This is a genomic window from Psychrobacter raelei (genome assembly GCF_022631235.3).
GTDB lineage: Bacteria > Pseudomonadota > Gammaproteobacteria > Pseudomonadales > Moraxellaceae > Psychrobacter > Psychrobacter raelei.
Genome location: NZ_CP093310.2, coordinates 941,041 through 954,264 on the forward strand (window position 1 = coordinate 941,041; position 13,224 = coordinate 954,264).

Here is a 13,224-nt window from a genome sequence, read left to right on the forward strand (position 1 = left end):
GGGAGATTTTAATTACGCAGCCTGACGGTAGAAATCAACCCAAACCTGTCTTGGCGATCTCATACCTAAACTCTGCTGAATCCTGACTTGATTGTAATCTAACTCGATATATTTGATGATACTGTTGATTGCTTCAAATCGAGTTTTATAATGATGATGATATACCAGCTCATTCTTTAAGACGCCCCAGAAGCTCTCTATTGGCGCGTTATCATAGCAGTTGCCTTTAGCACTCATAGATCCTTTAAAACCGTATTTACTGATGATTGTGCGATAATCATCGCTACAGTACTGGCTACCTCTATCTGAATGTACAATAAGCCCTTGGCTAGGTCGTTTATCCTTGATTGCTTTATTTAAGGCTCTACAGGCTAAATCTGCTTTCATGCGTTTATCGATAGCGTAGCCAACCAATTCTTTGGTATACAAGTCTTTGACGCCTGCTAAATAAAGCCAGCCCTCATCTGTCCAGATGTAGGTGATATCACTGACCCACGCACAATTAGGACGATTAACGCCAAATTGTTGTTTAAGCAAATTAGGATAGACTCGCTTGTTATGATCTGAGTCCGTTGTCACTTTAAAGCGCTTATGACGTCTACATTTGATGTCATATTCTTCCTTGATACTACGTACCATATACTTGCTGACATCGTGCCCTTGTTCACTTAAATGTGCGTGTAGACGCTGATAACCATATCGCTCTTTAGTCTCACTGTGAGCAGCTTTAATAAGTAGCTCACAGCGGTTACGATGTATTTGCTGAGCGCTGATATCACGCTTGGTCCAGTCATAGTAGCTTGATGGTTTGATATCAAAGGTTTTGCACATAGCTGTGATACTGAATTGAGTCTTGTGATGGTCAATAAAGGCGTACCTTACTGACCGTTCTTCGCAAAGTACGCCGTGGCCTTTTTTAATATTTCACGCTCTTCTTGCGCTGTTTTTAGTTCACGTTTTAAACGCTTGATTTCCTCAAGGGCTGAAACAAGCTCTGGATCGTACTGCTTAGTACCTTTGAGCTTACCTTGATTAGCTTTCCGTTGCCAATTAGCTAGCGTTTGCATTGGTAGCCCTAACTGCCTTGCTGTGGCACTGACATTGCCACCATTATTTTCTATTGCTTTGACCGCTTCTGCTTTAAATTCTTCACTATATCTCTTAACTTTCTTTGTCATGGCAAACTCCTATTTGTCTTCTTTAGTTTACCAAGTTTTTGTCTACGGTTTTTTCAGCATACATCAAATAGTATCGAAGAGATACGCATAGAAGGTCATACCTCTAGTAAATGGAGTGCAGATACGCCTGCTAATGAGGCTTATTTTTTGAATATGCAGCTTTCTCAAGCTAGAACATTAAGTGTTTTAAGATACGTCTTATCTGAAAAGAGCACCTCCAATCAAGATTGGGCTAAAAGCTTACTGACTGCGAATGGACTATCTTCATCGAGGCTGATTTATGATAAAGATGGTAAGGAGGATTCACGGGGGTCACAAAGGGTAGAGTTTAAAGTAAGAACCAATGCAGATGAGCATATTAAGGGTATCCTTGAAGACTTAGGGCAAAATGAACAATGATTTCAATACAACTACCTAATTTCTTTAATGATCATTCTCTAAATTGTTTGAAAAATAAGATGGGTGTTGATAGATACACTTATGGAAGTTTTGGGGATAGTCATTTAAAAAGCACAAGTATACAGTTAGAAACTATAGGCATTGAGGTTGAAGACTTATCTGAGTTAACGCCTTTGGAAGATCATACGTTAGTATATAAAGGCGAAAGGGTTATTTTGTATATTAGAGATGTCAGAGAGGTAGAAGATATTTCTAAATTACCAAAATTTCACGTTGCTCATTGTTCAACCTTACAAGGGATGATTAGAAGTGGTAGAAAAAGGCGATATGTAGTTTCACAAAAAGAAAGTAATATTTTTTCTCTTAACTTTATGAATGGTAATACCATTAGAAAAGCAGAGCACCCTTGTAAATACCCCATTCTTAACACAACATCATCGTAGAATAATTAAGCCACCTGCCTGTACTCAGCAGGTGTCATATCATTAAGTGAATCATGGGGTCTTTCGGTGTTATAAACCTTGATCCAATCCTCAGTCAGCTTACTAACCTCGTTTAAATTGTTGAAAAGGTAGCAGTCTAAAACCTCATTACGATAACTGCGATTAAACCGTTCAATATAAGCATTCTGATAAGGACAGCCAGGCTCGATATAGTCAATATAGATGCCGTGAGCTGATGCCCAATCAGTGAATGTGCTAGATGTAAACTCACTGCCGTTATCCACACGAATTTGCTTAGGATAGCCATGCCACTCGGCTAGCTGGTCAAGGTAGCGAATTACTCGGAGTGAAGGCATACTGGTACCAATATCAATGCCTAATACTTCACGGTTGTAATCATCAATCACATTAAAGGTTCGAAAGCGAATATTGTTGTGCAGCTTATCGCTCATAAAGTCCATAGACCAAGTATGACCCAATGCGTTTGGCACACTTAGCGGCTTAGGGTTGCGCGTTGGTAGCCGTCTTTTAGACTTACGGCGTAGGTTTAAGTTTAACGCGGTATAAACACGGTGTACTCGCTTGTGATTCCATGAGTAGCCAAGCTTGCGTATACGCTTAAAACACTTTGGGAAACCCCAACGATTGTGCTTGTCAGTAAGCTTGTTTAAGACATCAATAATCTCACTATCATCAGGTAGCTTAGGCTTATAGTAGTAAGCGGTTCGACTCATACAGACCACCTGACAACTAACTGCAATGCTGACATCATACTGCGCCTGTAATTCTTGCGCCCAGACTTTGCGCTCGGGTACAGGCGCTATAGCTTTTTTATGATATCTTCCTGCATTTGCGCTTTAAGGCTTAAATCAGCATACATCTGTTTAAGCCTACGGTTTTCTTCTTCAAGCTCTTTTAGTCGTTTGACATCAGAGGCTTCCATACCGCCGTATTTAGACTTCCATTTGTAAAATGTCGAGCTAGCTACCCCGTATTTACGGCACAGCTCTTTAGCAGATATCCCAGCTTCTGCTTCTTTTAATATTGATACTATTTGGGTCTCGGTCATTCGTTTGCTCATATTAAAACTCCTTATGCGTATTTTATAAGAAATTCTACGTTTGAGCTGTGTTATTTTAGGGGATAGTTACACCCTTTAGATGTTTGTAAAAACTGCTTAGATATCCTAAATTGGGAGGGCTATATTAAAACCTGGACTCTAAATCAGAAGAATGATTGTGTAAGTCAATTTGAAGTAAAAAAATTTTTTGAAAAGTATCCTAGAAAGTTAGTGAATAACGGCTATTTACGAGAAGATAGCCCTCTTAATAGATATCCAAGTAACTGGATGCTTATTAGTAAAAGATATCGAGAATCCAAACGTTGGGCTTGTGAGGAGTGTGGTGTTAACTTGTTTAACAATAAGGACTTACTACATACTCATCATATAAATGGCCAGAAAAATAATTGTCACTACTCAAACCTTAAGGCGCTTTGTATAGGATGTCATGCTAAGCAGCCTCTTCATGAACATATGTATAGTAATACCAAAGTCCAAGCTGATATTAAGCGAGTTGAAGATATTCGCAGGTCTCAGAAAATAGTCTAATTTATATTAATACTTGGGAATATCGGTGTGGTTAATTTTTATATAAATAATGTGTTTCTAATTACCGTAATAGTCATGGGGGCCTTCCTAGGCATACCTGTATTGGGTTTAATAGTGCTGAGGAAAATTGGATTATCTTATGATGAAAGGGCTGATATCCGTAATAAATTAGTAACTTTAAGTGGTGTGTTATTGGTTGCGGGTTTTATATTGCCTTTGGTGTTAGCTATATTACTTGCGATTTTCCCTTCTATTGTTAATGGTTTTAAGCCCTTCGCTATATACGTTATAGGGGGTTTGGTATTAAATCTGATATATATGAATTATAAACGCTTTAAACTGGTTAAATCTGAAGGTATGAGTACTTTAAGCGTAGAAGGAAAGAGTGAGGAGCTAAAAGAGAAATTAGCCGAATATAAGTTTAATATGATTATTAATTTAGTATTGATAGCATACTTAGCAGTATTACTAGATAGCTCTGTTTTTAGTTTGTAGTTTTGACTATTTCATTTAAAAATATGGCTAATGATAACTCATAGAATAAAAAGCCAAACTCTGTAATTTTTATTCAATACGCTTAAGTCGAAGCTCTTCAAATGTGTACTTACCTGGGTTGTTATTTTAGTAGTTATTTTCTATCTTTAAGTGTTATTATTTCTTAGTGAGATTAAATTTGGATCTTATCGCTAAGCAGTCACAAAAAATCATAAAAAATGCAAAAGCAGACTAGGATTTGATTAAGCTCTTTACCGTGCTATTTTCTCTGTTCTCTAATAGAGAATCCTAGTAAGCTAAAAATACAGTCAAATAAATTCTTCTTTAAAAAACTTAAACTGACCCCTGCCGTCAATCCCGTATATATAAACTTGGGAGATTTTGATTACGCAGCCTGACGATAATAATCAAACCACACCTGTCTTGGCGATTTATAGCCTAAACCCTTTTGAATCCTAGTCTGATTATAATATAACTCAATATATCCAATGATATCTCTGATAGCTGCAAACCTTGTTTTATAGTCTTGGTGATATACTAGCTCGTTCTTCAATATGCCCCAGAAGCTTTCTATGGGTGCGTTGTCAAAGCAGTTGCCTTTACCGCTCATTGAACCTGTAAACTGATGCTGCTTGATGATCTTGTGGTAAGCATGGCTACAGTACTGACTGCCTCTGTCAGAGTGAACGACTAGCCCTTTGCTTGGTTGTTTATTCTTGATGGCCATGTTCAATGCTTTGCATACTAGATCTGCGGTCATTCGCTTATTGATCGCATAGCCGACCAGCTCTTTGGTATATAAATCTTTGACTCCCGCTAAATACAACCAGCCCTCAAGCGTCCAAATATAGGTGATGTCACTGGCCCACGCTTGGTTAGGGCGACTGGCATCAAACTCTTGATCCAACACGTTTGGATAGACCAGTTTGTTGTGATTGGAGTCGGTGGTGACTTTAAAGCGTTTGTGGCGACGGCATTTGATGCTGTATTCCTCTTTGATGCTTCTGACCATGTAGGGACTGATGTTATGACCTTGCTCACTTAGATGCGCATGCAGACGCTCAACACCATAGCGCTCATGAGTTTCACTGTGAGCGGCTTTAACGAGTAGCTCACAATGGTTGCGATGTATCTGCTGCTCGCTGATATCGCGACTCAGCCAGTCGTAGTAACTTGAATGCTTAACCCTTAGCACGCGGCACATAGTGGTGATGGTAAAGAAGTGCTGGTTATCTTTGATGAAGGCGTACCTGACTAGCTGTTTTTCGCGAAGTACGCCGTCGCCTTTTTTAATATCTCTCGCTCCTCTTCGGCAACTTTGAGCTGTCGTTTGAGCTGCTTTATTTCTTGAAGAGCTGTCATAAGATCAGGGTCGTATTGCTCTGTGCCTTTGAGCTTGCCTTGGTTGGCTTTGTTATGCCAATTCGATAGCGTTTGCATGGCAATGCCAAGCTGCTTTGCGGTTGCTGAGATATTGCCATTATTGTCTGATATCTTCTTAACGGCTTCAGCTTTAAATTCTGTGCTATAGGTTCTTATTTTCTTGACCATGATAAACTCCGATTAATATGCTTAGTTTACCAAGTTTACTTGTACGGTTTCTTCAGCATAGCTCAAACAAATAACGGGTAAATAATATTATGTTTGGTTTATTCAAAAATAAAGGCGAAGATGGAGTAGTAATTACTGACAGTTTTGCTCCTAAACAGGAAGTCCATACTCAACAGGGAGTAATGAAGTATTCTAAAAAAATATCTAAGCTGTCTTATGAGGATTTATGCATAGAGTTCTCGAATGTCATGGCAGCTAAACATAATTTAATGATGACCCCTAGTGGTATAAATGATGCATCGAGAAAACAAGAAATAGTAACTGATTTGGTCGATAAGGCCTTGATAATCTGTATTTTCAAGTTTGGACGGGAAAGAGTCATAAGTTTTGTAGGCGATGATTTAACAAGAATAAATAAGTTAATTAATAAATGTGACCAAGAAGTGGCGTCCAATCCAGTTCCACCAAATGAGCATGGTCTACGTCTATTTAATAAATTAGAGCAATATCTTTGATAGCTAGTAGATCGTCTAAAATAGACTACTACAGATATAAGAGAAAAGCTTATAAAAGACTATCGTAGATTGTCACTTTTTCTGTCTATCCTTTGAAATCGTAGTTTTCTTTATTCCTATGTGAATGCTCATATAGGGCATTTTGTTATTTTAGAAGCTCCCTCCTAATCGCAACGAATATCATAATCGCAGAACTTACTTTATAAGTTTAAAAACCATAACCACAAAACTGCTGGGCAAGCTACAATCCGTTTCCATATTTTATCGAAAAGGTGCCGGCAGGGTTTCCTTCGCCTGCATCGGACTATGTAGAAGCCAGTATCGATTTAAATGAGCTTTGCATCAGTCATCCCAATGCGACTTTTCTAGTACGTGTTGGTGGGTTGTCTATGATTGATGCAGGCATCCATCCTGAAGACTTACTCGTTGTTGATCGAATCAGCATTGTGACATCATTGTTTGTGCGGTTAATGGCGAGTTTAAGGTCTGCCAAGGCGGGAGTGATGCTATCAGGTATTTGTCAGCACGACGAGGTACAGCTTGATTTGTTTGAACTAGAAGCAACAAGCGAGGATGGTACCGATAAGAAGCAGGCTCTTATGGCGGTGATGGATGAGCTGAATGCCAGGTATAAAGCAGACCGGCATCAGCAAAGTGCTGTGTTCATAGCCAGTGAGGGAATTAAAGAACAGCAGTCATGGCAGATGAATCGCCAACTATTGAGCCCTTGTTATACCACTCGTGTGAGTGACGTGTTGGTGGTTAAGTGAAAAGCATGTGCTGTTAAATGCTTATGAAGTTACTTTAAGAGCCACTGATTATTAATCAGTGGCTCTTTTTTTGACATATAGAGATTATTTAGATCTTTATAAAAATAAGGGTTGGTTTAGCCAAGTTATTTTATTAATATAATATTATAAAGACAATGAAGTAATTTTTATTAATGGTAGAGTAAAAACAAATAATTCTTCTTTCTGAGATAACTAATATTGAACAGCTTAGTGCTAACCAAGGACGTAAGTAATGCTTAAGTTTTTAGAGGTAAATAATAGAGTTCTATGCGGTTTATTACTATCGACAATAACGCTAGTGGGCTGTCAGCCTGAACCAACGGAAGGGGTGGCAGTGGAGCAGGCAGCAGATGAGTCATCAGAAATAACCAACACAAGTAATGCAGCGATGACAGCTGTAGAAGAAGATGCTTCTGGTGATGTTAATGCAAGCCCTGAGGCTGGTGAAAAGCCGAGCTTAGATGAAGACGAAGCCATCACAAAAAAAGAACCAGCGTTAGTAGTTAAGAGTGTAGAGGTGTCGATAGAGGATAATAAATTAAAGCCGGAAAATATATTCGATTATGCTAACCCAGATAAGTACGCGGAAGGCTATACACAAACCATTTATCCCAAAGCGGGTGCTCATCCGACTTTTTCGGGTTATCCAGTAGCATCCTTTGATACTTTATATTTTGATGAGTGGGTTGGTTGTTGCCCACGTGCAACTAATGATTTGTTGTTAGCCAATGTACCGACAGGTAATAAAAAACAGCTCGAGACATATGCTAATGAAAATGAGTGTGAAATAAGGGACTTGTCTTCTGAAGATATGAAATATAGTTACGTTAAAGAAGGTAGAGATTTACCTGCTGCCGATAGTTACATGCTATTGCAGTGCGTCATGAGCGATGAGATTGAATAGGGCTGCTAACGAATTTAAGCAAATTAATTTGTTGGTTAACTCGCATTAAATTTGATGAAAAGCTTTGCAAATAAAGGAGTGTATATAAGGATGGCAATGAATAATAAAACAATATGTTCAATAGCGGTAGCTTGTAGTTTTTCACTACTAACAGGGTGTGCTGCCAGTCAAGATGGCCAGTATAGAGTCGGAGATATGGTCAACGAGGTCGCTAGAGCGGTTTTATTGCCAGATTATCAGCCTGCATCAAGTAGTACTCAAGCCAAAGCTGCAGAGCTAGGTGCTTATATTAAGCCTATGCTAGAAGGTTGTGGATCAGTAGATATAGAAGAAATGGTTAAAAACCAAAGTTCAGTAGTTGCTAATATCCAGCAAAAAGGTAATCCGAATGTTGAAGGAGAGGATGTTACTACTACAGTTACTCTTAAAAATGCTGTTGCTTTTGGATACCCGCTGCAAAAAATTGAAAGGCTTCGTGGATATGAGTGGGGGCATACCAAGCTTTACTTTAATACTGATAAGTTCGTAGAATTACGTCCTGCTTTTAAAGTACCTACTTATGGCAGAGATTTCTATCAAGTAGTGCGAAATGATGCTAATGGATATCAATATGGCGATGCGCCCTTCGCTGCCAAATTAACTTTTGATAGACAGAGCAGAACAGTCCTTTGTGAATATTAATAAGTCTCATGAAGTTAAAGATGCTCTTTAGACAAGGTCTAAGGAGCATTATCAGTATTGGTTTTTTCTGATATTAGTTGCTTAATTGGCATAGGGTCTAGGTATTTCGAGGGGCAAACATGATAATAGCCATGCCTAGAAGTGCCACTGATGTACCTAACAAATCCCATGTTGTTGGACGAATGCCATCTACAGCCCATAACCATAGAATGGCTATTGTTACATACACACCACCATAGGCAGCATACACTCTACCGACAGCAGTTGGATGTAACGTCAGTAACCAAACGAACGCTGATAAACTAATCACACTAGGGATGAGAAGCCATATTGACTTACCTTCTCGCAACCATAAATAGGGCAGGTAGCACCCTATAATTTCTGCTAATGCGGTAATGGCAAAAAGCCCAACAGTTTTTAACTCAGACAAAAATGCCTCCTTTTACTATTCATATTAATACCTCAGCAAGTAAACATTAGGAAACGACCGGCAAACTGTGTCATTTGGTTCATACCTAATAAACTGACATAAACGGGCTCATCAAACCCGCTTAGTAATCATCACATTAAACCACTCATCATCTCGATCTTCTCTTTGGTCAGAGGTAATCCAGCAATCATATTCAATCGTACAATCAATACTAAGCTGATGCAGCACCTCTAACAACCGCCCTTCATTCATATCACAGAAAAAGCGCTCGCCATCGTATCTTTCAGCGTCGCCATGCTTAAAAGAGGCGTACATAATGCCCTCAAACTTTAAGGTTTTGATTAAATCCGTCATCAGGTAAGGCAGTGCTTTAAAAGGAACATGCAATAAAGAAGCGCATGCCCAAATGCCCGTGAACTTATCCTCCCAACCTTGGGTTTTAATCTCATCAAACAGGACGTTTAACCACTTAACCTCACTGAGCTCATAGTTTTTCTTATTAATCTTAATCATCTCTGAGCTACCATCGATAGCAGTGACATTGATTGCGTATCTATTAGAAATCCAAAAGGCATCTCGACCAGAGCCACAGCCAACATCTAAGACATGATGGGCAATACCAAGATGAAACGGCAACTCATAAACAAACCTATCACATAAATCATTGGTTCGAAGATTTCTGGTTTGTTTTATATAAGTTTCAGCGTTTCGGTTATAGTAGTTTAGAGTTTCTTTGGTTTTCATAAATACTAACACTTCATAATCAATGTTTATCTTTTAAAGCAAGCGCTTGTAGCTATCAACCTCTCAGATGTCGTAAAAGTCTCGGGTCAATAGTTCGTAAACGGCTTCCTGTACCGGGCGACCATACCAAATCGCTATGCTCTATAGCGACTTGATATGCCCACTGACTGATGGTTTCAGAACGTTGGATATTGCTTATGAAACCTAAAGATTTTCCTTCACTATCTATTAGCTTGCCATAGTCGTCATTTCTAATTAACCAAGAGTCATAAAAGCGCTCTTCAGCAAGAAAGTCACGTTTGCTGTTATTACATTTGTGATCAGCTAATACGAAATTATGTAAGGTATCAATGGGGTACTTAGACCAAGGAATGAAGTGATCAACTTCTGGAGTGCCCTTGATGTGATTATGACAATAAAAACACTGTCCTTTTTGGATGTCAGTAAGTAATGGAACCAGTGCATTTAGACTTTGTCTGGACTGGTTAAATAGGAAGTAGTGCAGGTCCAAATCTTCGTTAAAGTATTCTTGATTATGTCGATTTTTGCGGACAAATTCTGACCAATACTGTTGGCAAAGCTTGTGAATTATTTTGCTAAATTTAGCCAGGCAATAGGCAATACCAGCATTTAATACAATTTCTTTTGATTTCGCATTGTAATGATATAAAAATTCTCTTTGAGTATTGTTCTTAGCACTTTGTAAGTGTTTGGCAGGATATGTCTTTATTGTCCGAGCAATATCTTTTAGCGTTGAATCCCATTTTTGCTTGTTAAATGCGCGCGCAGTATTTAGGTTGATCGTTTTAGCTTCTGCTTGTAAATCTAAGATACAGTTAATAACTTTAATCTGACCGGTGGTATGGCTTTGTCTTAAAACAGAATTTGGTTGTTGCTTAGAAAAAGGAAGGGCATGTGTCCAGTATAAGTGTATAAATTGTTCTGCAAGATGAAGGTAGGATATAGAGCAGATTCTATTATCATCAATACCTGATTCAATCGAGAGATTTGATAATGACATCAGCAAGGCAAACTTATAAGTAGAGGTGTGACCCCTGCCGTCAAATCCGTACACCTAAACTTGGGAGATTTTAATTACGCAGCCTGACGGTAGAAATCAACCCAAACCTGTCTTGGCGATCTCATACCTAAACTCTGCTGAATCCTGACTTGATTGTAATCTAACTCGATATATTTGATGATACTGTTGATTGCTTCAAATCGAGTTTTATAATGATGATGATATACCAGCTCATTCTTTAAGACGCCCCAGAAGCTCTCTATTGGCGCGTTATCATAGCAGTTGCCTTTAGCACTCATAGATCCTTTAAAACCGTATTTACTGATGATTGTGCGATAATCATCGCTACAGTACTGGCTACCTCTATCTGAATGTACAATAAGCCCTTGGCTAGGTCGTTTATCCTTGATTGCTTTATTTAAGGCTCTACAGGCTAAATCTGCTTTCATGCGTTTATCGATAGCGTAGCCAACCAATTCTTTGGTATACAAGTCTTTGACGCCTGCTAAATAAAGCCAGCCCTCATCTGTCCAGATGTAGGTGATATCACTGACCCACGCACAATTAGGACGATTAACGCCAAATTGTTGTTTAAGCAAATTAGGATAGACTCGCTTGTTATGATCTGAGTCCGTTGTCACTTTAAAGCGCTTATGACGTCTACATTTGATGTCATATTCTTCCTTGATACTACGTACCATATACTTGCTGACATCGTGCCCTTGTTCACTTAAATGTGCGTGTAGACGCTGATAACCATATCGCTCTTTAGTCTCACTGTGAGCAGCTTTAATAAGTAGCTCACAGCGGTTACGATGTATTTGCTGAGCGCTGATATCACGCTTGGTCCAGTCATAGTAGCTTGATGGTTTGATATCAAAGGTTTTGCACATAGCTGTGATACTGAATTGAGTCTTGTGATGGTCAATAAAGGCGTACCTTACTGACCGTTCTTCGCAAAGTACGCCGTGGCCTTTTTTAATATTTCACGCTCTTCTTGCGCTGTTTTTAGTTCACGTTTTAAACGCTTGATTTCCTCAAGGGCTGAAACAAGCTCTGGATCGTACTGCTTAGTACCTTTGAGCTTACCTTGATTAGCTTTCCGTTGCCAATTAGCTAGCGTTTGCATTGGTAGCCCTAACTGCCTTGCTGTGGCACTGACATTGCCACCATTATTTTCTATTGCTTTGACCGCTTCTGCTTTAAATTCTTCACTATATCTCTTAACTTTCTTTGTCATGGCAAACTCCTATTTGTCTTCTTTAGTTTACCAAGTTTTTGTCTACGGTTTTTTCAGCATACATCAGTGTAGGAACTCGACTCTAAAAGCCATTGAATGTTATTTAAGAAGTTTATCTGAAAGTCTGCTGAGGGTTTATACATATTATTAGAGTTATATCTCATATCATTGACATGCACCATGGTGAGGGTCAGATCTTATAGATGTGTTCGATAAATAGGTTACCATGAATATTAACAAATAAAGCTGCTGACGATAAGCTATGCTTTTCATTAAAAAACTATTAAGAAAATGAAAGCAATTATAAAAACCTAGAAAATAATTTACGAGGTTGTGTTTTATACTAAAGATATAGACATTAAAGTGGTGCCTTTTATGAATACATCTTTAGATTGCACAAAGATAGTCGGTCAAGCTTGCGCCATAACCTTTCAAGGCAATGCCAGTAACAACCGTCAGCAGGATGCTTTCTTTTTTATAGATGACTATTACCAAGAAAGACTGGGTGTGACAGCAATTAAGTCTATCAGACCGCCTTTTTGCTTGGCTGTCTCTGATGGTGTTGCCAGCTCTAATTACTCCCAGCATTGCTCAAAAGCTGTGGTGAAATCTATCAGATCTTTAATAGATAGGCAGCAGCCATTGAACGCTATTAATATTCATAATGTTATTAGCAAAACCAAACACAGTGCTAAACGTTATGGCGCAGCTGCTACGTTGGCGATGCTTGAGGTAAAAAGTGAGCAAGGAGGTGTTCAAGGCAAGATAACCCATGTTGGCGATAGCCGTGTTTATCGACTTACAAGCGGATCTTCGCAGTGGGAGTGTTTAACCCGAGATCAAAATCTGCTTAATGACTTGATTGATGAGCAAATACAAGCGGAAGGCAGGCAAGCACAGATGACAGATTATAACCAAGCAGGTATGGCTGGCATGCTATATGGCATTACTGAGTGTTTTAGTTTGTCTACTAAGGATGGGTTTAATGCTGAAGCGCCGCAAAGTGAGGTGACCACGATAGAGATTGATACTGGCGACAGCTTGGTTATTTGTACGGACGGCATACACGATTTGGTACCCAGTGATGAGTGGGAATTAATAGACAAGCATACGGGTTTGCAGAAATGGTTACTGGCATTAAAGACACAAGTTTATCAATCAGAGGGCAAAGCTTATGACAATGGCACAGCAATTGTGGTGCGTTTTGATTAAATTAAGCAAAT

The 13,224-nt window shown here is 38.9% G+C and carries 15 protein-coding genes and 1 pseudogene; 9 read left to right on the forward strand and 7 right to left on the reverse strand.

The window, feature by feature from the left end; genetic code table 11:
- Window positions 1-12 precede the first annotated feature (12 nt).
- Window positions 13-1,178 (reverse strand): IS3 family transposase gene (locus MN210_RS04030; RefSeq protein WP_241879282.1). Its coding sequence is split into 2 segments (ribosomal slippage): window positions 13-920 and window positions 920-1,178, totalling 1,167 coding nucleotides; the frame shifts between segments, so codons are not numbered across the junction.
- On the opposite strand from MN210_RS04030, the gene MN210_RS04035 reads away from it, so the two are divergent.
- Both MN210_RS04035 and MN210_RS04040 read left to right on the forward strand, forming a co-directional pair.
- On the forward strand, window positions 1,155-1,577 hold the full coding sequence (locus tag MN210_RS04035; RefSeq protein ID WP_425605642.1) for an OmpA family protein: 423 nt from the start codon (window positions 1,155-1,157) through the stop codon (window positions 1,575-1,577). The genes MN210_RS04030 and MN210_RS04035 overlap by 24 nt on opposite strands.
- On the forward strand, window positions 1,574-2,020 hold the full coding sequence (locus tag MN210_RS04040) for a hypothetical protein (RefSeq protein WP_338412597.1): 447 nt from the start codon (window positions 1,574-1,576) through the stop codon (window positions 2,018-2,020). Before MN210_RS04035 ends, MN210_RS04040 begins: the two co-directional genes overlap by 4 nt.
- 5 nt (window positions 2,021-2,025) lie before the next feature.
- On the opposite strand, the gene MN210_RS04045 is transcribed toward MN210_RS04040, so the two are convergent.
- Window positions 2,026-3,101 (reverse strand): IS3 family transposase gene (locus MN210_RS04045; RefSeq protein WP_425605606.1). Its coding sequence is split into 2 segments (ribosomal slippage): window positions 2,026-2,852 and window positions 2,852-3,101, totalling 1,077 coding nucleotides; the frame shifts between segments, so codons are not numbered across the junction.
- Between the two features lie 84 nt (window positions 3,102-3,185).
- On the opposite strand from MN210_RS04045, the pseudogene MN210_RS13330 reads away from it, so the two are divergent.
- Window positions 3,186-3,629 (forward strand): annotated as a pseudogene (locus MN210_RS13330) (hypothetical protein); the annotation flags it as partial.
- A gap of 27 nt (window positions 3,630-3,656) precedes the next feature.
- Entirely contained in the window at window positions 3,657-4,124 is a 468-nt protein-coding gene (locus MN210_RS04050) for a hypothetical protein (RefSeq protein ID WP_338412598.1), read from the forward strand.
- A 385-nt stretch (window positions 4,125-4,509) separates the two neighbouring features.
- Here the strand turns inward: MN210_RS04050 and MN210_RS04055 are convergent.
- A protein-coding gene (locus tag MN210_RS04055) for an IS3 family transposase (RefSeq protein ID WP_150097872.1) occupies window positions 4,510-5,675 on the reverse strand; the annotation gives its coding sequence in 2 pieces (ribosomal slippage) (window positions 4,510-5,417 and window positions 5,417-5,675; 1,167 coding nt in all).
- 89 nt (window positions 5,676-5,764) lie between these two features.
- Between MN210_RS04055 and MN210_RS04060 the strand changes: the two genes are divergently transcribed.
- The 4 genes from MN210_RS04060 (at window position 5,765) to MN210_RS04080 (ending at window position 8,566) form a co-directional block, all read left to right on the forward strand.
- Complete coding sequence (locus MN210_RS04060; RefSeq protein ID WP_338412599.1) at window positions 5,765-6,190, forward strand: hypothetical protein; 426 nt, start codon at window positions 5,765-5,767, stop codon at window positions 6,188-6,190.
- A 272-nt stretch (window positions 6,191-6,462) separates the two neighbouring features.
- Window positions 6,463-6,960: a DUF4113 domain-containing protein gene (locus tag MN210_RS13290; protein WP_425605632.1), complete on the forward strand. Its 498-nt coding sequence runs from the start codon at window positions 6,463-6,465 to the stop codon at window positions 6,958-6,960.
- Between the two features lie 253 nt (window positions 6,961-7,213).
- The gene (locus MN210_RS04075) at window positions 7,214-7,885 is read left to right on the forward strand and encodes a hypothetical protein (RefSeq protein WP_241879291.1); all 672 of its coding nucleotides are present in this window, start codon (window positions 7,214-7,216) and stop codon (window positions 7,883-7,885) included.
- Window positions 7,886-7,975: 90 nt separating this feature from the next.
- Window positions 7,976-8,566: a hypothetical protein gene (locus MN210_RS04080; RefSeq protein WP_338412600.1), complete on the forward strand. Its 591-nt coding sequence runs from the start codon at window positions 7,976-7,978 to the stop codon at window positions 8,564-8,566.
- Window positions 8,567-8,663: 97 nt separating this feature from the next.
- Here MN210_RS04080 and MN210_RS04085 read toward each other — a convergent pair whose 3' ends face one another.
- The 4 genes from MN210_RS04085 to MN210_RS04100 all read right to left on the reverse strand — a co-directional run bounded on the left by MN210_RS04085 (window position 8,664) and on the right by MN210_RS04100 (window position 12,001).
- On the reverse strand, window positions 8,664-8,996 hold the full coding sequence (locus tag MN210_RS04085) for a YnfA family protein (RefSeq protein ID WP_338412601.1): 333 nt from the start codon (window positions 8,994-8,996) through the stop codon (window positions 8,664-8,666).
- A 111-nt stretch (window positions 8,997-9,107) separates the two neighbouring features.
- The gene (locus tag MN210_RS04090; RefSeq protein ID WP_241879293.1) at window positions 9,108-9,740 is read right to left on the reverse strand and encodes a class I SAM-dependent methyltransferase; all 633 of its coding nucleotides are present in this window, start codon (window positions 9,738-9,740) and stop codon (window positions 9,108-9,110) included.
- 55 nt (window positions 9,741-9,795) lie between these two features.
- A complete protein-coding gene (locus MN210_RS04095) occupies window positions 9,796-10,815 on the reverse strand; it encodes an HNH endonuclease (protein WP_489739897.1) in 1,020 nt (339 codons plus the stop codon).
- Between the two features lie 20 nt (window positions 10,816-10,835).
- Window positions 10,836-12,001 (reverse strand): IS3 family transposase gene (locus MN210_RS04100; protein WP_241879282.1). Its coding sequence is split into 2 segments (ribosomal slippage): window positions 10,836-11,743 and window positions 11,743-12,001, totalling 1,167 coding nucleotides; the frame shifts between segments, so codons are not numbered across the junction.
- Between the two features lie 375 nt (window positions 12,002-12,376).
- On the opposite strand from MN210_RS04100, the gene MN210_RS04105 reads away from it, so the two are divergent.
- Entirely contained in the window at window positions 12,377-13,213 is an 837-nt protein-coding gene (locus tag MN210_RS04105) for a PP2C family protein-serine/threonine phosphatase (protein WP_338412602.1), read from the forward strand.
- Window positions 13,214-13,224 lie beyond the last annotated feature (11 nt).